This window comes from Mesorhizobium sp. M0292, from assembly GCF_040321695.1.
In the GTDB taxonomy this organism is placed as follows: domain Bacteria; phylum Pseudomonadota; class Alphaproteobacteria; order Rhizobiales; family Rhizobiaceae; genus Mesorhizobium.
The window spans coordinates 1-18,977 of sequence record NZ_JAMYSB010000011.1; the positions used below are offsets into that span (position 1 = coordinate 1).

At 63.2% G+C, this 18,977-nt stretch carries 16 protein-coding genes; 4 read left to right on the top strand and 12 right to left on the bottom strand.

All coding sequences use genetic code 11. The annotated features are described in order from the left end of the window. Positions 1-296: 296 nt before the first annotated feature. The 6 genes from NKI96_RS18055 to minC all read right to left on the bottom strand — a co-directional run bounded on the left by NKI96_RS18055 (position 297) and on the right by minC (position 4,301). The gene (locus NKI96_RS18055; protein ID WP_352805447.1) at positions 297-878 is read right to left on the bottom strand and encodes a dihydrofolate reductase family protein; all 582 of its coding nucleotides are present in this window, start codon (positions 876-878) and stop codon (positions 297-299) included. Positions 879-1,043: 165 nt separating this feature from the next. Then, positions 1,044-1,580, bottom strand: a complete 537-nt coding sequence (locus NKI96_RS18060; protein WP_023711862.1) for an SRPBCC family protein — start codon at positions 1,578-1,580, stop codon at positions 1,044-1,046. Beyond that, positions 1,577-1,999, bottom strand: coding sequence for an ArsR/SmtB family transcription factor (locus tag NKI96_RS18065; RefSeq protein WP_352805451.1), 423 nt, complete (start codon positions 1,997-1,999; stop codon positions 1,577-1,579). The genes NKI96_RS18060 and NKI96_RS18065 overlap by 4 nt, the downstream gene beginning before the upstream one ends. Positions 2,000-2,336: 337 nt before the next feature. Beyond that, positions 2,337-2,609: a cell division topological specificity factor MinE gene (gene minE, locus NKI96_RS18070; protein ID WP_023684809.1), complete on the bottom strand. Its 273-nt coding sequence runs from the start codon at positions 2,607-2,609 to the stop codon at positions 2,337-2,339. Further along, on the bottom strand, positions 2,606-3,421 hold the full coding sequence (minD, locus tag NKI96_RS18075; RefSeq protein ID WP_023670342.1) for a septum site-determining protein MinD: 816 nt from the start codon (positions 3,419-3,421) through the stop codon (positions 2,606-2,608). Before minD ends, minE begins: the two co-directional genes overlap by 4 nt. A gap of 49 nt (positions 3,422-3,470) precedes the next feature. Then, entirely contained in the window at positions 3,471-4,301 is an 831-nt protein-coding gene (minC, locus tag NKI96_RS18080; RefSeq protein WP_023693879.1) for a septum site-determining protein MinC, read from the bottom strand. Positions 4,302-4,511: 210 nt separating this feature from the next. On the opposite strand from minC, the gene NKI96_RS18085 reads away from it, so the two are divergent. Then, positions 4,512-5,564 (top strand): Bug family tripartite tricarboxylate transporter substrate binding protein, encoded by a 1,053-nt coding sequence (locus NKI96_RS18085; protein ID WP_023754659.1) that lies wholly within the window; start codon positions 4,512-4,514, stop codon positions 5,562-5,564. Further along, entirely contained in the window at positions 5,564-7,522 is a 1,959-nt protein-coding gene (locus tag NKI96_RS18090) for a tripartite tricarboxylate transporter permease (protein ID WP_352805454.1), read from the top strand. The genes NKI96_RS18085 and NKI96_RS18090 overlap by 1 nt, the downstream gene beginning before the upstream one ends. 8 nt (positions 7,523-7,530) lie before the next feature. Here NKI96_RS18090 and NKI96_RS18095 read toward each other — a convergent pair whose 3' ends face one another. The 6 genes from NKI96_RS18095 to NKI96_RS18120 form a co-directional block, all read right to left on the bottom strand. Continuing rightward, complete coding sequence (locus NKI96_RS18095; protein WP_196814857.1) at positions 7,531-8,472, bottom strand: class I SAM-dependent methyltransferase; 942 nt, start codon at positions 8,470-8,472, stop codon at positions 7,531-7,533. Next, entirely contained in the window at positions 8,421-9,428 is a 1,008-nt protein-coding gene (locus NKI96_RS18100) for a hypothetical protein (RefSeq protein ID WP_023695521.1), read from the bottom strand. Before NKI96_RS18100 ends, NKI96_RS18095 begins: the two co-directional genes overlap by 52 nt. A 265-nt stretch (positions 9,429-9,693) precedes the next feature. After that, positions 9,694-10,011: a DUF2934 domain-containing protein gene (locus NKI96_RS18105; RefSeq protein WP_023695522.1), complete on the bottom strand. Its 318-nt coding sequence runs from the start codon at positions 10,009-10,011 to the stop codon at positions 9,694-9,696. Positions 10,012-10,098: 87 nt separating this feature from the next. Continuing rightward, a complete protein-coding gene (locus NKI96_RS18110; protein ID WP_023695523.1) occupies positions 10,099-10,689 on the bottom strand; it encodes a BA14K family protein in 591 nt (196 codons plus the stop codon). A gap of 188 nt (positions 10,690-10,877) precedes the next feature. Continuing rightward, on the bottom strand, positions 10,878-14,684 hold the full coding sequence (gene metH, locus NKI96_RS18115; RefSeq protein ID WP_352805457.1) for a methionine synthase: 3,807 nt from the start codon (positions 14,682-14,684) through the stop codon (positions 10,878-10,880). 147 nt (positions 14,685-14,831) lie between these two features. Continuing rightward, positions 14,832-15,953 carry a KamA family radical SAM protein gene (locus NKI96_RS18120; RefSeq protein ID WP_352805459.1) on the bottom strand — a complete coding sequence of 374 codons (1,122 nt, stop codon included), beginning with the start codon at positions 15,951-15,953 and terminating at the stop codon, positions 14,832-14,834. 201 nt (positions 15,954-16,154) lie between these two features. Here NKI96_RS18120 and NKI96_RS18125 point away from each other — a divergent pair, with 201 nt between their 5' ends. Both NKI96_RS18125 and NKI96_RS18130 read left to right on the top strand, forming a co-directional pair. Next, entirely contained in the window at positions 16,155-17,801 is a 1,647-nt protein-coding gene (locus NKI96_RS18125) for an acyl-CoA synthetase (protein WP_352805462.1), read from the top strand. 244 nt (positions 17,802-18,045) lie between these two features. After that, positions 18,046-18,939 (top strand): hypothetical protein, encoded by an 894-nt coding sequence (locus NKI96_RS18130; RefSeq protein ID WP_023693888.1) that lies wholly within the window; start codon positions 18,046-18,048, stop codon positions 18,937-18,939. The last annotated feature ends 38 nt before the right edge of the window (positions 18,940-18,977 follow it).

An 18,977-nucleotide genomic window follows, 5' to 3' on the forward strand; every position in this document is an offset into this window, starting at 1 on the left:
TTTTTGTTCTCCGTCTACGGCGGGCGGGCGAGGCCCCGCCGGCGGGTGGGGGGTTTTGGGGTCGTTTTTGGGGGGGCGGTGGGGGGGGTCGACCGTCCATCACATCCGCCTGATTGCCTGCTTGCCGGCGTTTCGCGCTCGCTTCCGTCGCTCCTGTTTTGCGGCGACCGTGGGTTCATGAGCGCCTTCCCCCATTCCGTCGCCGCTTCGCGGCGCCACCTCTCCCCCTTCCGGAGGGAGAGGAAAATGCCAGCTCGCATAAGCTTGCGCCCTTCCTCGGGGGAGAGGAAAAGAAGCTAGCTCGCCAGCCCATACACCAGGCTCACACGTCCATCCGAAAGCGCCTCGGCCTTGCGCAGTTCCAGTCCGTGCCGGGCGTGCACCATGCCGAACAGCGCCTTGCCGTCGCCGGCGAGCAGCGGATAGACGATCAGCCGCATTTCATCGACCAGGCCGGCTTCGATCAGGCTGGCGGTGATGCGGGCGCCGCCCATGAGGTAGATGTTCTTGCCGGGCTCGCGCTTCAGCGCTGCGACGTCGTCGAGGCGGCGCAGGAAGCGCGTCGAGGCCCAGGCTGACGTCGTCATGGTGTTCGACAGCACATAGTGCGGGGTTTTCGCGGCAAAGCGCGCCCATTCGAGTTCGGCCGGGTCGACCAGTCTGCCGGTCATCGGCAATGGCTGGTCCGGCTCGTTCTGTTGGATCGCGCTCCAGTAGCGCTCATAACCGGCATACATGACGCCGCCGAGCAGGCAGGCGTCGATCTCAGGCATCAGGCCGTATTCCTCCGACCAGTTGTCGACCCAGTCGGCGAAGCCTTCGGGGCCTTCGATCTTGCCGTCGATGGAGATCTTCATTCCGGTGATCAATTTACGCATGACTTCCTCCTTCGGGCTTGCGGGATGCAAGCACGTTGCCTGGTTTCACTTCCGATGACGCGCCGCGGTGTCTGGCGAAGGCGCGTGTTTCGCCGGCCCTTGCGCCGGCATCCGGCGCAAGGGATCGATGGTGCCCGGTTGGACCGGGCGATGCGTCAGGTCAGGTCAGGCCGGCAGGCGCCGGTCGTAGTCCGCCACGAGACGGCTAAAGCTGTCCCAGAACGGTTCGGGTTTCTCGGCCGCCACGCGGGCAACCAGGAGGTCGAGATGCACGTGCCAGCCTGCGGCATGCATCATCAGGCTCGAGCGGTCCGGCAGGCGGCGGTGGACCAGGGTGAGCAGAACGTCGTCGCCGCGCTGCGCCAATTCGAAGGTGACATTGCCGCTGCCGTTCCAGGTGATGGTGAGCTTGCGCGGCGGATCGCACTCGACGATCTGGTTGTGCATCCGCTGCTCGCCGCCACTGAAGCTGGCCGGCCTGTCGCCGGGCGGGTCGGTCAGTTCGTCATTGCGCCAGACCAGCTCGAAGGAAGAGCCTTCCTCCATCTCCATGTCGCCGGCCGCCAGCCATTGGCGGCGCAGGTCGCTCTGCGTCAGATATTCCCAGACGCGCTCCCTGGTTCCGGGCAAAAGCCGTTCGATCCTCAAAGTGGCCGGCTGGATCAGCTGGGCGTAGCCGTCGAAGCTGTTCATCTGGTTCATCGGTCGTCTCCCTTGGAAGGTGTTGGCCTGGGTGATTCCGGCTTCGATGGTTCTGGATTTGCCGGTGCCGGCGTCGTCGACGTTTTGCGCCCCGCCTCCTCGCGCAAAAGCTGTTCGAGGACATCGAGGCGGCTGTTCCAGAAACGCGCGTATTGGCCGAGCCACTGATAGGCGGTGGCCAGCGGGCGGGCCTCGAGGCGGCAGACATGGGTGCGCCCGCGCACTTCGCGCCGGATCAGCCCGGCATGCTCCAGCGCCTTGATGTGCTTGGAGGCGGCGGCCAGCGACATGGCAAAGGGCTGCGCCAACTCGCTCACCGTACGCTCGCCGCCGGCGAGGTGGTTAAGCATGTTCCGGCGCGTGGCGTCGCCAAGGGCGTGAAAAACCTGGTCCATCTGGGGCGTCTCTAATTCAACCATGTAGTTGAATATAGAGGCGAGATTTTAGATAGTCAACTAGTTGGTTGAATGTTTTTTGGGGAGAGGCGCTGGCCCCCTACCTCCCCCTTGTGGGGAGGTCGGACCGTAGGTCCGGGTGGGGGTGCTTGGCGCAGGCGAGCGCGAGGAGCGCAATCTCCCCCCTCGTGGGGGAGATGTCCGGCAGGACAGAGGGGGGCGCGAAGGATCGCTACGTCTCAGCGAATCCAGATCTTCGGCAAAGCCGTTGCTACATGTAATTGACAGGCCAGCGGGACAGCGCCCCCCTCTGGCCTGCCGGCCATCTCCCCCACAAGGGGGGAGATCAGCAGCTTCAATCTCACCCGGCCATGGCCAGCGGCACTGCGCTCTTGTTGGGGATCTGGATGTCGATCTCCAGCGTCGACATGGTCTCGCCGCGGTCCATCGAAACTTGCAGATAATCCTGGTCGATCTGCACATGCTTGGCGATCACCGCCATGATCTCTTCGCGCAGGATGGAGACGAGATCGGGCTGGCTGCGGTTGCGGCGCTCATAGGCAAGCAGCACTTGCAGCCGTTCGCGCGCCACCGGCGCGCTGGTGCGCCGCTTGAAGATGTCGAGCAGGTTCATGCCGCCCTCCTTCCCAAAAGACGATCCAGGAAGCCCTTGCGCTCGAAGGGCACGATGACCGGCAGCTGTTCGCCCTCGAGCCGCTTGGCCGCGTCGATGTAAGCCTTGGCAGCGGCATTCAGCGGCTCCGACAGCGTCACCGGCGAACCGAGGTTGGAGGCGCGCAGCACATCCTGGCTCTCGGGAATGATGCCGAGCAGCGGCACCGACAGGATCTCCAGCACGTCGTCGATCGACAGCATTTCGCCCCGCGCGGCGCGTCCCGCGTCGTAGCGCGTGACCAGCACATGCTTGGCGATCTGCTCGCCCTCCTCGGCCCGCAAGGTGCGGGAATCGAGCAGGCCGATGATGCGGTCGGAATCGCGCACCGACGACACTTCCGGATTGGTGACGATGACCGCCTCGTCGGCAAAGCGCATGGCGAGCTGCGCGCCGCGCTCGATGCCGGCCGGGCTGTCGCAGAAGACATAGTCGAACACCGAGCGCAGCTTGCCGATGACCTCGGCCACGCCCTCCTCGGTCAGCGCATCCTTGTCGCGCGTCTGCGAGGCCGGCAGCAGGAACAAAGTCTCGACCCGCTTGTCGCGGATCAGCGCCTGCGACAGCTTTGCCGAGCCCTGGATGACGTTGACGAGGTCGAACACCACGCGCCGTTCGGCGCCCATGATCAAATCGAGGTTGCGCAGGCCGACATCGAAATCGACCAGCGCCACCTTCTTGCCGGTCTTGGCGACCGCCGCCCCCAGAGCCGCGGTAGAGGTCGTCTTGCCGACGCCCCCCTTGCCCGAGGTGACCACCACTACCTTGCCCATCAATAAAGCCTCCGTTGTTGTTCGTTATGTCGTTGTCGGGCGAGACGCATTAGCTGAAAGGGGCGATGCGCAGCATGCCGTTGTCGAGAAATGCCTGCACAGGCTTGCCCCGGACTGACGGGTCCATCTCCTCGGCCGTGCAATACCAGCCATCGACCGAGAGAAGCTCGGCCTCGTTCCTGCGGCAGAAGACACGCGCGGCGGTATTGCCCTGCGCCCCTGCCGACGCGCGGCCGCGCAGCGTGCCATAGACGTGGATCGAGCCGGTGGCGACGATCTCGGAGCCGGACGCGACGGAGCCCAGCACGATGACATCGCCATGCGGGTGGAAGATCAGCTGCCCTGAACGGATCGGCGAGCGGATCATCAGCGTGCCAGCGTCGGGTGCGGCAATTTTGGCGTCTTTCGGCTGTGCCTTGGCATCGCTCGCCGATTTCAAATCGCCCGCCTTCAAATCGCCGGCCTCTGCCTTGATGTCACCGGCCGCCTTCATGTCGCTTACCGCAGTGTCCTCCTCCGCCCTGCCCGCCTTGCGGCTCGGCTGCAGCAGCCCGTCGGTGGTCGCCTCCTTGGCGCCGACCAGCACCGGCGGCAGATGCGTGCCAAGCTCGGCGCCACCATCGAGTTCCATGGCATAGATGCGGATTCCGCGCTGGCCGAGCAGATCGACCAGCGCTTCGATGGCCACGACATCGGGCTTCAGCACGTTCAGGTCGAGCACCACCGGGCGCCCGGCAAAATAGCCCGGCGAATTGCCGACCCAGCGATCGAGGCTCTCCAGCCAAACGTCCAAAGGCGCCTCCGGCGTCAGCGTGAATGCGACGAAGGAGCGGGCGCGAAAGCGAATGGATTTGGCCTCGAGGGGAGCGGCAAAGGTCACGGCGGGCGATTCCTTACTGAGAGGTAAACGCTAGCCGTGGTATGGTTAATGAAAGGTTAATGAACTGAATAACCGCATGGCAGATCGGACGCCAATTGGCGACACAGACCGCGACATTCACGAAACTAAGCGCGATTGCTAAGGAACAACGCTGGCGTTGCAAGGGCTATCTAAAGTATCACCACTGGGTGAAATCTGGGGCTTGGCGAGATGAAGTTCTTTCGTGTGGCGTTGGCGGCAATCACCGCCGCGGCAATCTACCTGCCGTCCGCGGCAAGCGGCGGCGAGATCGCTTGCGCAACCACCTACGCCGGCCGGCGAATCACCCTCGTTGTCCCCAACGCTGCCGGCGGCGGCTATGATACCTATGCCCGTGCATTTGCGCCGGCCCTTGCCAGCACGACCGAGCTCGATGTCAGGGTCGTGAATATGCCCGCGGCAGGCGGATTTGCGGCGCTAAAGCGTGTAACCAATGCGCCATCCGACGAACTGGTCCTTATGATTGAAAGCGTCTCCGACATAATTTCGCAAGGTGACATTCCGGCTGGCGTCGACAACTGGATGAATCGGCTAAATCCGATAGGACTGATTCACATCGATCCCGAAGCGTGGATTGTTCGGAACGATGTCGATTTGCAAAGCGCCAAACATCTGGTCGCGTCGGTTTCATCGCTTGAAGCCGGCATCCTGCCGATAGTGCTCACCGCGCACCTCCTCGATATCAAGGTCGACGTGGTCTCGGGCTATGAAGGCAGCGGCGCACTCATGTCCGCGCTCCTGCGTGGCGAAGGCGATATGACATCCAATTCATTGACGACAGGCTTGCGCTCGACCGCCGCAGGCGAAGCCAAAGTCGGTCTGGTTCTCACGGAGGGACCTGACCCGAACGCGCCAGGCGTGGCTTTCCTGGCGGGTGAAGGAGGGTTGGTGTGGCAGCGCAGCCAAGGCCTTTCCAAGGAGAAGCAGGAAGAACGATTGCGGTTGGCCATCGCCGTCGCGAAAGCTTCGGCGACAGCGCGGGGATTTTTTGCCCCTGCCGACATGGAGCAGAAATCGCTAGGTTGTCTTCGTGACGCCGTCTCCGCCGCGGTCAAGAGCGATGGGTTCAAGGTGGCGCTTGAAGCTCAGAAACGTCCAATCGAGCCGCGCGACGCTGACCAGACCGTCATCGTGATCAACGATATGCTCAGTGCCTTCCATGAGGCGGAAGCGTATCTGAAAAAACACCCGGAACTCGAGCGGGATGCGCGAGCAACGCGCTGATGACCGGATATTGGGCTGCCCTCGGCACTGGACTGGGCAATGTATTCTCCTGGCCGAACATACTGATCCCGGTGCTTGGCACCTTGGTTGCCATGGCTACGTCCTTTCTTCCAGGGATTGGCGGCGCCAGCCTTGCAACCCTTCTGCTGGTCGCAACCGTGCATTGGGATCCGGTATCGGTGTTGTTGCTGTTTGGCGCCCTGACCGGCGGCGCGACCTTCATGGGATCTATAACGGCTATCCTCTTCAACATACCGGGCAACGCGCCAAGCGCGGCAACCCTGCTCGACGGCCATCCGATGTCCAGGGCCGGCCTGCCTCGCACCGCGATAGCCGCCGCGGCAACGGCCTCGGCCGTCGGATCGGTTTTTGGCGTCCTCGTCCTCATAGCGCTCATGCCGATCATTCGGCCGTTCATCCTGCAATTCGGACCGTTTGAATACGTGCTGCTCGGCGTGTGGGGCCTGTCGACGATCATTGCGGTTCCAAGCGCGTCCCGTCTGAAAGCGCTGGCGATGGCGCTGCTGGGGCTTTTGGTCGGTCTTGTCGGAACTGATCCGACCTATGGCCAACCACGCTGGACGTTTGGGAGCATCGCTCTCTTCGACGGCGTCGACATGGTCGCGCTGCTGCTTGGCTTTTTCACCGTTTCTGAAATCATCTCGTGGCGAAAAAGATTGCAGCTTGAAAAAGCGGCTGGCCTGGAAAACCCGAACGACTCGATCTGGACCGGTATGCTTGCTGTCTTTCGTCATTGGGGACTAACAATGCGATCGTCGGCCATCGGCGTGTTGGTCGGCATCATTCCAGGTGTTGGAGGAACGGTCGCCAGCTTCGTTGCCTACGGGCAGGCGATCCAGACAACCCCCAGGGACCAGCGCTCAAGGTTCGGATCTGGTGACATCAGGGGCATCATTGCGCCGGAAGCGGCCGTCGATTCGAAGGACGGAGGCTCGCTTCTGCCGACCGTTGCCTTCGGCCTTCCCGGCAGCGAGGGCGGCTTGATCCTGCTGACAGTCCTGACGGTACACGGCATCGTTCCGGGCATACCGATGCTGACGACCGGCTTGCCCCTGACGTTCACGTTGATTACCGCGCTGCTGCTGTCGAACCTGCTGACGTCCGCAGTGGGATTGGCGTTGACACCATATTTTGCGCGCCTGACTGCTCTCAGGATCGACCGCATCGCGCTCCCGATCATTGTCGTCAGCTTCGTGACGATCGTGCAGCTAAACGGGCTGCTGATCGATCTGTACGTAGCCGTCGCTTTCGGGCTGGCCGGCTACATGCTGAAGCGCCTCGCCTGGCCGCAAATTCCTTTTGTCATATCATTCGTCCTGGGCGGCTTCATCGAGCGAAACCTGGCGCTCAGTGTGGAGTTGGCCCGTGTCGGCAGGCTGAACCCTCTACAACGGCCGGCGTCGTTGACGATCATGGTCATAATCGCGCTTTCCCTCGCATGGATCGTGCGCGGTGGTGTTTTGCCGCCGCGACGTGTCAAGCCAAAGCGTGCCGATGCCGCAGTCGCATGGCTGTTGACCGGTGGATGCGCTGTGATGGCAGCGATATCGCTCCAAGGGCAGCCAGGCTATTCGATCTTCGCGCAGGCCGTGGCCTGGTGTTGTCTGTTTGCGATGCTCGCGGTCGCCCTTGTGCAAACGATCTCGCTTGTTGGCCACGAGAAACAGGGAGGCGGACGGACCCATACGATCCCGGAAAGCCATCGTGTGCCGTTGATGATGATGTTCCTGTTGCCGGCCGCTGTCTGGCTGGCGGGCCTCCCGGCGGCGCTGTCCCTGTTTACCCTGATATGGATTGCAGCCGGTCAGAAGCTGACCTTGAAGTCGGCGGCACTGGCATCTTGCACCTCGGTTGCGGTCGCAGTGGCGACCTGGTTTTATCTAGATCGGATAGCGGCTATCGACCTTCCCGCTTCTGCGATGTCGCACTTGTTCTAGTGGTCGGGCTACATCCTGACGGCGACGATTTCGTATCTTGGAATTGTCTGGACGCTGTCGGCAGCGGCAAGCGGGGAAACGCTTTTCCCGGTATGATGCTGCTCCGAGCCGACAATCGTCAGGTTGGATTGCTTCAGCATATCCGCAAGGTCTGAATATGTAGTGCGATCTTCATGCAGCGGTTCACCCCAGAGCGCTTCGACGGCCGTCTTCAGCTCCGCCACGGCAGCGGCAGGAAAATGCGCCGCGACGGCGGCCTTCTCGATGGTCGAAAGCCTTCGGCCGATTTCAGCGATGCCGCGAGGCCCCCTCGGCTGGTCTTTTTCCGATAGCAACCTCTGGGAGAGAAGCAGGCGTCCGCCAGGCTTGAGACTACGCGCCCAACTGTCGACCACCTGCTGGCGTGCGCTGCGGTCGAAGAAATTAAGAACGCTATGCGCGACAACTGCCTGCACCGGCGCACAGTCGCAACCGCGAATGTCGGCGCGGTGGGTCTCGAGCGCAAAACCGGCGGAGCGGGCAAACAGCCTGTTCTGTTCGACCGTCGTTTCACAGCGATCGATCAGCACAAATTCGGGCTCGATGCCGACCGGCCTCGTTTGGCCCAGAACCATTGCCGCCAGGCCGGTGTCGGCCGCGCCCGACAGGAGAATGCGACAGCGGCCCTCCTGGGCCACGGCAGCCAATTCACGTCCAAAGAACCCCCCGCCGGCCGGCTTGGCACCTTTCGATTCCAGCAGGCGGATCATGCTCCACGTGCGATGGTAGGGCATACACCCATGGCTCGGGTCACACAGCACCTCAGCCCAATCAAACGAAAAACGGGCAAGTTGCGTGAGTGGTTCGTCGGTGTAAATCGAGAGCCGTTGTCCTGCCGGTGGGCTTTCTCGCGGGCCGTTCATTGCGATTGCATCTTCCTTCGCCGGGCCATTCTTGTTCTCCAAAGCCATCTCACCGGCCATATCCAGCGGCCCGACTGAATGAATTGGTAAGATCCGGCTGAAGGCAGGAAGTCGATTCTCCCGGTGCCGGAACTGTCGATTGCCTCGAATGCAACTTTCAACGCCGCGATAATGTGGCCACGTCGTTCCTCACGGGCGGCTGCGCCACCTTTGAACTTCGGAAAAGTCGGATTGGGGTTGACCTCGAATATCACCAATGCGCCGTCTCGCAACGTGTAGTCCACGCGGCCGAACTGGATATGGCCCGTATTGCAGGCGCGAAGCAGGTCCTCAGCGTGCGGATTGTCCTTTACGAAGGCGAGTTCCTCGCGCACGAAATCCGGGTCGGTGCTGCTTGCCGATGACTTAACGTTCCAGTCGACGGACCTAAGTATGTGCTGGGACACAATCGCGTCCCCAATGCGGAATGCGCCATACTTTCGATAGTAGCCGTTCGAATCGCGATCGGCTTCAAAGGAGACGGCGATGCGCCGCTTCATCGGCTTGGCGTTGCCCTGGAGAACGGCGATCGCCTCTTCAAGTTGGCGTGGGTTTTCCAGAAGCTTGGTTTCCGGCCCCCAGAAGCCATCTTCCATCCGGATAAAAACAGGGTAACGGGTTGGTCGCTCATCCTGCTCCAGACGCGATACTTCGACCGGGTTGATTCCTCTAATACGAAGCCGGCGGAGCAGGGCGAACCGCTCCAGGACAGTCGCGGGATGGTTTAGAATTCGAGCATCAGGGTCGGCGCGCTTTGCGGCTTCGGCAATATCCGCCGCCGCCATCATTTCCATGCCATTCAGATACTCAAAATCAGTAAAAACCAAGGTACCCGCGGGAAAGTTCAGTCGGCGGAAGACTGACTGATAGGTTTCCATGCGCAAAAGCGGCAACAAGTGCCCTGCCGACGAAATCAGCCGCCGCATCGGCGTCTGATTCAACTCGTGCACCAACACTGTGATCATCGTTGCTCGCCACCCCGTCTCGACGTCGTATAGAGAAAGTGGCGAGAGTGTCTACAGGCACGCTGGTGCCGCGAAGTGGTTGGCACTTCGTATCGCAGCATCTGGGCTGCTTCGCCGGCATCGGCACCGTCCGCTTACGGATGTTGCTATGGCCAGCACGGATCAATTTAGGCGCAAAGCTGTCAGAGAATGACGGCCTCTGTCGCGACTGCCAAAGTGATAAGTGTCAACAAGACCACTCTGAAAGATCGTCCTGGGCCTCTGATCAGGACGTCGCCCGCCTCTTCCCCTCAATCCCCCGCGCAGCCTGCTCAACCACCGCCCGGTCCGTGCCCAGCCTGTCGATCAGCTCCTGCGCCTCGTCGCCCGATATGCCGGTGCGCACGGCGAGTTCCTCGACGGTCAGGACGTCGGTGCTGGCGATCTCGCGCGGCAGGGCGTCGTCGGCCGTCAGCGGCAGGGCTGCTTCGCGGTCGATTTCGGCCTCGGCCCGGTGCCAGTGGTGCTCGGGGTCGCCAGTGCCTTCGCGCTCCCAGATCTGGTAGGCGCGCTGCTGTATCTTATGATGCCTGTCGTCGTTCATAGTGGTTCCTCCCCTGGGCTTTGAGGACGATCCGAACGATCCCAGAAATCGCGCGGTCGCAATCGTTCGCGGCGCCCTTCGCGCTGGCTACTCGCATTGCCGTCTCGGCCCGCCGGAATATGGCTGGTAGCTGTTGTCTTCCGGACGGTAGGAGCGATAGCGGCTGAAGCAGGAGGCGACATGGTCCGGTTCGCCGCCGGCAGCCGCGTAGGCGCCCGCGCCCTCGACATAGCTTGCCTCTCGCGGCGCGACGCGGTCGGCGGCGAGATAGGGCGATACGCAGGTGCGCTGCTGTCCGCTATAGGACATGTAGCTGTTGTCGTCGGGATCGTAGGAGCGGTATCGGCTGGCGCACCAGGCGAGATGCGGCGGCGGCAGTTCGGCCGGCGCGATGGCGCCGGTGACTGTGGGATCGGGCTGCTGCCTGGCCGGGTCCTGGGCTGGCTCCCTGGCGGCGATGTCGGCAGGCGCGGACTGCTCGGGCGGCACACGTTCGAAGTCCTGCGCCGTGTTGTCCACCGGCCGCGCTTTCCGGGTCCACAGTTCCGCCACGCTGACGGTGGGCCTTGCTTCCCGCACAGGCTTGGCGGCAAGCAGCCAGGCTGCGAAAACCAGCCCGCTGCCGAACACCGCAAGGGTCAGCACGAAGCCGCCGACCAGTCCCAAAATCGCTTTCACTCGACACTCCTTGTGTCCCTGCCAATAAAATGCGGGACATCACGGCTTGTTCCAGAAAAGCAGGCGCGAGGGACCTAAGTCTGACCGACCCACAACCGGCAGCTCGCCGAGAACCGGGTGCGGCGCGATTTTTTTCGACGGTGAAAATCAAGGGAGCGGTCGAGCCATTGGGCAAGATCACGTCCCGGCTATTCCGCCGCCTCGGCATAATCCACGGGCACATAGTTGAGGATCGGCCCAAGCCAGCGCTCGGCATCGGCCAGCGGCATGGCTTTACGCCGCGCATAGTCCTCGACCTGGTCGCGTTCGACCTTGGCGACACCGAAATAATAGCTTTCGGGATGGGCGAGATAGATGCCGGAGACCGATGAACCCGGCCACATCGCATAGCTTTCGGTGAGGCTCACGCCGGCACTGCGCTCACCATCCAGCAGTTGGAACAAGGTCGCCTTCTCGGTATGGTCGGGCTGCGCGGGATAGCCGGGCGCGGGGCGGATGCCGCGATAGGGCTCGCCGATCAGTTCATCCGGCGCCAGCGTCTCGTCGGCGGCGTAACCCCAGAATTCCTTGCGCACCTTCTCGTGCATGCGCTCGGCGAAAGCTTCGGCGAAACGGTCGGCCAGCGCCTTGACCATGATCGAGGAATAATCGTCATTGGCGCGCTCGAAGCGCTCTGATATCGCCACCTCCTCGATCCCCGCGGTGACGATGAAGCCGCCGATATAGTCCGGCTTGCCGCTGTCGGCCGGCGCGACGAAATCCGACAGCGCGACATTGGCCTTGCCGTCGCGCCTGGTCAGTTGCTGGCGCAGCGTGAAGAAGGTGGCCAGATCCCGCGAACGCGCCTCATCCGTGAACAGCCTGATGTCGTCGCCGACGGTGTTCGCCGGCCAGAAGCCGATGACGCCGCGCGGCGCGAACCATTTTTCCGCGATGATCTTTTTCAGCATCGCCTGCGCATCCTCGAAAAGCTGGCGTGCCGCCGGTCCCTGCTTCTCGTCGTCGAGGATCTTGGGGTAACGCCCCTTCAGTTCCCAGGTCTGGAAGAACGGCGTCCAGTCGATGTAACGCGAGAGCTCGGTCAGGTCCCAGTTTTCGAACACTTTCACGCCCGTGAACGAGGGCTTCGGCGGCTGGTAGGCGGACCAGTCGACCTTGTGCGCATTGGCCCTGGCTTTGGCCAGCGGCAGCCGCTGCTTGTCGGCCTCGGAGCGGGCATGCGCGTCGGCGACCTTCTTGTACTCGGCCCGCACTGTGTCGACGTAGCCGCCCTTGGTCTCGTTCGACAGCAAGGACGAGACGACGCCGACCGCCCGGCTGGCGTCATTGACATAGACCGTCTGTCCCTTGGAATAGCGCGGGTGGATCTTCACCGCCGTGTGCACACGGCTGGTGGTCGCGCCGCCGATCAGCAGCGGAATGTCAAACCCTTCGCGCTCCATCTCGGCGGCCATGTGCACCATCTCGTCCAGCGACGGGGTGATCAGGCCGGACAGGCCGATGATGTCGACATTTTGCTCGCGAGCCGTCTGCAGGATCTTCGCCGCCGGCACCATGACGCCGAGATCGATGATCTCGTAATTGTTGCAGGCCAGAACGACGCCGACGATGTTCTTGCCGATGTCGTGGACATCGCCCTTCACCGTCGCCATCAGGATTTTGCCGGCCGTCTGGCGCTCGCCATTGTCGATCCCATTGGCGGCATTCGCCAGTTTTTCCGCCTCCATGTGCGGCAGCAATCCGGCCACCGCCTGCTTCATCACGCGCGCCGACTTCACCACTTGCGGCAGAAACATCTTTCCAGCGCCGAACAGATCGCCGACGACATTCATGCCGGCCATCAGCGGGCCTTCGATGACATGCAGAGGCCGCTCGGCCGCAAGCCGCGCCTCTTCGGTGTCGGCGTCGATGAATTCGGTGATGCCGTTGACCAGCGCATGCGAAATCCGCCGCTCGACCCTCCAGTCGCGCCAGGCGAGATCGCGCTCCCTGGCTTCCTTGCCGGCGGTGCCCTTGAAGCGCTCGGCGATCTCCAGCATGCGTTCGGTGGCGGTGCCGCCGGCCCTGGGCACCCGGTTGAGCACGACATCCTCGCAAGCCTCGCGCAGTCCCGGTTCGATCGTGTCGTAGACGGCAAGCTGGCCGGCATTGACGATGCCCATATCCATGCCGCGCTGGATGGCATGGTAGAGGAACACCGCGTGCATCGCCTCGCGCACCGGCTCGTTGCCGCGGAAGGAGAAGGACAGGTTCGAGACGCCGCCCGAGATATGCACATGCGGCAGCGTGGCGGTGATCTCGCCGGCGGCCTCGATGAAGTCGACGCCGTAATTGTCGTGCTCCTCTATGCCGGTGGCGACCGCGAAGACGTTGGGGTCGAAGACGATGTCTTCGGGCGGGAAACCGGCCTGTTCGGTGAGCAGCTTGTAGGCGCGGGTGCAGATCTCGACCTTGCGCGCCTTGGTGTCGGCCTGGCCGGCCTCGTCGAAGGCCATGACGACCACCGCCGCGCCGTAGGCGCGCACCAGCTTCGCATGATGCAGAAAGGCTTCCTCGCCTTCCTTCATCGAGATGGAGTTGACCAGTGGCTTGCCCTGCACGCATTTCAGCCCGGCCTCGATGATCTCCCATTTCGAGGAGTCCACCATCACCGGAACACGGGCGATGTCGGGTTCGGCGGCGATCAAATTGAGGAACTCGACCATCGCCTTTTTCGAATCGATCAGGCCTTCATCCATGTTGATGTCGATGATCTGTGCGCCATTGGCGACCTGGTCGCGCGCCACGTCGAGCGCCGGAACATAGTCGCCCGCCGTGATCAGCTTTCGGAACCTGGCCGAGCCGGTGACGTTGGTGCGTTCGCCGACATTGACGAAGGGAATCTCATCAGTCAGCGTGAACGGCTCCAGCCCGGACAGGCGCATCTTGCGCTCGATCTCGGGGATGGCGCGTGGCGGATATTTCTTGACAGCCTCGGCGATGGCGCGGATGTGGTCCGGCGTCGAGCCACAGCAGCCGCCGACGACGTTGACGAGCCCTTCCCGCGCAAAATCCTCGATCTGCGCGGCCATGAAGTCCGGGCTCTCGTCATAGCGGCCGAATTCATTGGGCAGGCCGGCATTCGGATAGGCGCAGACGAAGGTGTCGGCGGCGCCTGAAATTTCGGCCAGATGCGCGCGCATCGCATTGGCGCCGAGCGCGCAGTTGAGGCCGATGGTGAAGGGGCTCGCATGGCGCACCGAATGCCAGAAGGCGGTCGGCGTCTGGCCCGACAGGGTGCGGCCGGAGAGATCGGTGATGGTGCCGGAAATCATCACCGGCAGGTGCACCTCTTTCTCGAAGATCTCGTTGCAGGCGAAGATTGCCGCCTTGGCGTTCAGCGTGTCGAAGATGGTTTCAATGAGAATGATATCAGCGCCGCCGGCGATCAGGCCGCGCAGCTGCTCGCTATAGGCCAGGCGCAATTCATCGAAGGTCACGGCGCGATAGCCGGGATTGTTGACGTCGGGCGACATCGAGGCGGTGCGGTTGGTTGGCCCGAGCGCGCCGGCGACGAAGCGCCGCTTGCCGTCTTCCTGCTCGGCGCGAATGGCGGCGCGCCGCACCAGCCGCGCGCCGTCGCGGTTCAGCGCGTAGACGGCATCCTCCATGCCGTAATCGGCCTGGGCGATCGAGGTCGAGGAGAAGGTGTTGGTCTCGAGGATATCAGCGCCGGCGATGGCGTATTGATAATGTATCTCCTCGATCGCCTTCGGCTGCGTCAGGATCAAGAGGTCGTTGTTGCCCTGCTGGTGGCAGGCGCAGCCGGCAAAAGCCTCGCCACGGAAATGCTCCTCGTCGAAACCGAGACCCTGGATCTGCGTGCCCATGGCGCCGTCGAGGATGAGGATGCGCTCGCGTGCCGCTGCCGTCAGCGCCGCAAGCACTTCGGACCCATCGGGTCTGGCCGCGACGGGGCCGAACAATGCGTCCAGCGATCCAGAATTCTGCGACATTTTTTATCCTTGAGGCGACAACCATCACATAAGGATATCTTTATGTCAACATACGGAATGCAGGCGAACGCGTCGTGGCGATAGTTTGGTGCGATCGGTCGTTCTGATCGACAATGTGGGGCGGTCATTGGCGCCGCTGCGCCGTGCCTACACCACCACCTCCCGATATACCCTCACCTCGCCATCCTGGCCGCGGATGCGCCAGTCCTGCCCTTCCCGTCCCTCGACATGGCATGGCCCGAGCGGCACCTTGCCGCCGCCTTCCGGCAGGTCCAGCACATAGATCGGATTGCAGATGCCCGACAGGCGGGCGCGCAGCGCGCCGGCCAGCGCCTGTCCCTGCGCAATCGTGGTGCGCCTGTGCGCCATGCCGCGCGCGAGGTCGCCATGGTGCAGGTAATAGGGTTTGACGCCGAGCCGGTACATCAGTTCGCGGCAGAGTTCCTCCAGCACCTCGACCGTATCGTTGACGCCCTTGAGCAGGACGCTCTGGTTGAGCAGCACGAAGCCTGCCTGGCGCATGACGCGACAGGCCAATTCGGTGGCCGGCGTGATCTCCCGCGCATGGTTGAAATGGGTGACGACGGTGACCATCAGCCGGCCCTGCAAGGCGCCAACCAGCCCCGGCGTGATGCGCGCGGGCAGCACGACAGGCACGCGTGTGTGGATACGCAGCAGCCTGACATGCGCGATCGCCTCGATGCGGGCGCGGATTTCAGCCAGCGCCTTGTCCGGAAGCGAAAGCGGATCGCCACCAGTGAGGATCACCTCGCGGATTCCGGTATGGCCTTCGATATAGGCAAAGGCGTCTTCGAGCGCCTCGCGCGTGTAGCCGCGGCCGATCGAGGTCAGGGATTCCTTGCGGAAGCAGAAACGGCAATAGACCGCGCATTGGTAGGTCGCAAACAACAGCACCCGGTCGGCGTGGCGGTGCGTCAGTCGCGGCACCGGACTGAAGGCATGGTCGGCGATCGGATCGTCGAGCTCGCCTTCCGTTTCCGTCAGCTCATCCGGCGATGGAATGACCTGGGCGCGGATCGGATCGGCGGGATCGTTCCAGTCGATCAGGTCGAGATAGGTTTTGGGGGCACGCACCTTGTGGCGTACGACCGCCTCCTGCGCCGCCGCGCGCTCGGCGGGTGACAGCGGCAGGGAGGCGAGATCGCGGACGCGGCGCACGCCCGCGCGGATGTCGTTTTGCCAGGCGGTGTCGGCATCGCGTTCTTCGTCGGCTGTGGCCGCGTCATCGAAAGTTGAGTCTGGGGTCATTGGGGCCTCGGGGCAATTCTGGCGGTGCTATCGGCCGGATGGACGGTTCGGTCAACTCCAGTGGCTGCGCGCGGATTGTCGCTGCGCTGCGATCCTTCGCATCCCCCGACTATCGCCGTAATCGACCAGCGCAGCAATTTCAGGCAATCTGACCGATAAGGCGCTCCAAGGGAGATGGGCGCCGCCTAGGGGAGGACCGCCATGAGCAAAATGCCGCGCTATGAGGATGCCGCTCAGCGCTTTCGCATCGAAGATGAGATCGCGCGGTTGTATGGCAACCCTGGAACCGGCATCAATGCCTATGTCGAATGCTGCGGCCGCTACACCGGACAAAACCGGCTGGCGCTGCGCGCGATCTCGGCCGGCGGTGAGCTTCGCGAATTCAGCTTCGACGATCTCGCCGACATGTCGGGGCGCGCCGCCAATGTGCTCAAGGCCGCCGGCGTCGGTGCCGGCGATGTCGTCGCCGGCATGCTGCCGCGCGTCCCCGAACTGGTGGCGCTGATCCTCGGGACATGGCGCATCGGCGCGGTCTACCAGCCGCTGTTCACCGCCTTCGGTCCGAAAGCCATCGAGCACCGCCTCGGCTATAGCGGCGCCAGGATCGTGGTGACCAACCCGGCCAATCGCGGCAAGCTCGACGAGGTCGAGACATCAGCGCAAATCGCCACCATCCTTGGCAATGGCGGTGAGCTACCTGCAGGCGACATCGATTTCCGCGCCGCGCTTGCCGCCGCCTCGCCCGAGTGCCAGCCGGTGATGCGCAAGGGCGACGATTTGTTCATGATGATGTCGACGTCGGGAACGACCGGCCTGCCCAAGGGCGTGCCGGTGCCGCTTCGCGCCCTGCTCGCCTTCGGCGCCTATATGCGCGACGCGATCGGCTTGCTGCCCGACGACATCTTCTGGAACATCGCGGACCCCGGCTGGGCCTACGGCCTCTATTACGCCATCACCGGCCCGTTGCAGCTCGGCATCGCCACGACCTTCTATGAAGGCGCCTTCAACGCCAAGAGCACTTACGACATCATCGAGCGGCTCGGCGTCACCAGCCTTGCCGGCTCGCCGACCGCCTATCGCCTGCTGATGGCGGAAGGCGCGGAAGCTGCGGCCCGTGTCAAAGGCAGACTGCGCGTGGTGAGCAGCGCCGGCGAGCCGCTCAACCCGGAAGTCATCCGCTGGTTCGACGCAAATCTCGCCGCGCCCATTCACGACCATTACGGCCAGACCGAGAACGGCATGATGGTCAACAACCATCATGGGCTCTCGCACGTCGTGCGCGTGGGCTCGGCCGGCTTGGCAATGCCCGGATATCGCATGGTGGTATTGGACAAGGCCGGCAACGAGCTCGGCCCCAACCAGCCCGGCATCCTCGCCGTCGACATCGCGAAGTCGCCGCTGCGCTGGTTCGACGGCTATCACCAAGCCGAGACGCCGGCGATCACGGGCGGCTACTACCGCACCGGCGACACGGTGGAGTACGAGCCGGACGGTTCGGTCTCCTTCATCGGCCGCGCCGACGATGTCATCACTTCGGCCGGCTATCGCATCGGCCCGTTCGACGTCGAAAGCGCGCTGATCGAGCATCCGGCGGTCAACGAGGCGGCTGTCGTCGGCGTGCCCGATCCGCAGCGCACCGAGATCGTCAAGGCCTTCGTCGTTCTGGCGCCGGCTTACAAGGGCAATTCGGAGCTCGCCGAAGAGCTGGCCCAGCACGTCAAGAAACGGCTGTCGGCGCACGCCTACCCGCGCGAGGTCGAGTTCATCACGGAACTGCCGAAGACCCCAAGCGGCAAGATCCAGCGCTTCCTGCTGAGGAAGGCGGAGGTGGAGAAGCGCAAGGCGTGATTAGGCGCCAATCTCCCCCCTCGAGGGGGAGATGTCGCCGAAGGCGACAGAGGGGGTCGTTGCGCGTGAAGCGCTAACGTCGTCTCGCGCTGCAAAAGGAGTCAGCGCTTCACGCGCGGCGACCCCCTCTGGCCTGCCGGCCATCTCCCCCTCATGTGGGGAGATCTGCAGCTCCAACGGCGTCTTTTTTCAGCCCAATGTTGTCATGTATCCTTGGAATCGAACGTAGAGCAGGGTTTATATCATGCGGTGGGTCTGGACGTTTCTGTTTGCACTGGTGAGCAGCGTGGCTTTCGCGGCCTCGCCGGAGGACGACTATGTGGCCGCGCGTGACAAGGCGATTGCTGATATCGCAGCGCTGAACAGTGCGAACGCGGCAATCGAGACCATCGACGCTGAGAACGAGAAGGCGCTGGCCGACCTCCAGCAGCGTCTTGCCGGCATCATCGGTCCGCTGGCGGTCAAGGACTTTCCGCCAACCGGCACAATCAATATCGAAAGCCTCAGCGACTCCGATATCGGCTATGGCATGCTCGATGGGCTGCGATACACCAAGGGCGACGACGGCCCCAGCCTAGTGGCAACGACGCGAGGGCTGCTGGAGCGCTGGCTCCAGTCCAGAACCGCCGAGACCGACGAAAGTTTCAAACTGCCCGCCGGCATCGATGAGGCGCTTAAGCTGGATGCCTTCTATACCCAGGCGATCAACAGCGACGCCGCCTTCGAGGGAACGCTCGACTTTCCATTGAAGAAACCCGAAGGCGCCGACATCGCCTTCGCACGGCTCGGCGGCTGGACGCAGGACGTCGGGCCGATCTATGAGCAGGAAGTCATCGTTACGCTCGTCAAAGGCAACAGCGTGAGAATTATCGCAGCGCCGGCAGCCCCTGCCGTTCCGAAGATCGCCGCCTGCGACGCCGTGTGGGCTGCTGCGGACGCCGCCGCGCAGAAATTCCAGGAGGCCTACCAGGCATCGGACCTGAAGGACGAAAAAGCGTTCGAGTCCTCCAACGCCGCCTGGGACAAGGGCGACAGCGACTACCGGGCCTGCATGGCGCAGCGCCTGCCGGCTGACCCGGCTTTCCCGGCGCTGCTCGCCCAGGCGCAGGCGCTGGCCGATCAAATGGCTGGGAAGTAAGCCTCCCGCAAGGGCCCGCGCGGCAAGATCAGGCGGCT

Bases quoted from the DNA above. Each gene is read 5' to 3' on its own strand.
- NKI96_RS18055 (WP_352805447.1), bottom strand. From the start codon at position 878: ATGCGTAAATTGATCACCGGAATGAAGATCTCCATCGACGGCAAGATC.
- NKI96_RS18060 (WP_023711862.1), bottom strand. From the start codon at position 1,580: ATGAACCAGATGAACAGCTTCGACGGCTACGCCCAGCTGATCCAGCCG.
- NKI96_RS18065 (WP_352805451.1), bottom strand. From the start codon at position 1,999: ATGGTTGAATTAGAGACGCCCCAGATGGACCAGGTTTTTCACGCCCTT.
- minE (WP_023684809.1), bottom strand. From the start codon at position 2,609: ATGAACCTGCTCGACATCTTCAAGCGGCGCACCAGCGCGCCGGTGGCG.
- minD (WP_023670342.1), bottom strand. From the start codon at position 3,421: ATGGGCAAGGTAGTGGTGGTCACCTCGGGCAAGGGGGGCGTCGGCAAG.
- NKI96_RS18085 (WP_023754659.1), top strand. From the start codon at position 4,512: ATGAAGTTCTTTCGTGTGGCGTTGGCGGCAATCACCGCCGCGGCAATC.
- NKI96_RS18090 (WP_352805454.1), top strand. From the start codon at position 5,564: ATGACCGGATATTGGGCTGCCCTCGGCACTGGACTGGGCAATGTATTC.
- NKI96_RS18095 (WP_196814857.1), bottom strand. From the start codon at position 8,472: ATGGCTTTGGAGAACAAGAATGGCCCGGCGAAGGAAGATGCAATCGCA.
- NKI96_RS18100 (WP_023695521.1), bottom strand. From the start codon at position 9,428: ATGATCACAGTGTTGGTGCACGAGTTGAATCAGACGCCGATGCGGCGG.
- NKI96_RS18105 (WP_023695522.1), bottom strand. From the start codon at position 10,011: ATGAACGACGACAGGCATCATAAGATACAGCAGCGCGCCTACCAGATC.
- metH (WP_352805457.1), bottom strand. From the start codon at position 14,684: ATGTCGCAGAATTCTGGATCGCTGGACGCATTGTTCGGCCCCGTCGCG.
- NKI96_RS18120 (WP_352805459.1), bottom strand. From the start codon at position 15,953: ATGACCCCAGACTCAACTTTCGATGACGCGGCCACAGCCGACGAAGAA.
- NKI96_RS18125 (WP_352805462.1), top strand. From the start codon at position 16,155: ATGAGCAAAATGCCGCGCTATGAGGATGCCGCTCAGCGCTTTCGCATC.
- NKI96_RS18130 (WP_023693888.1), top strand. From the start codon at position 18,046: ATGCGGTGGGTCTGGACGTTTCTGTTTGCACTGGTGAGCAGCGTGGCT.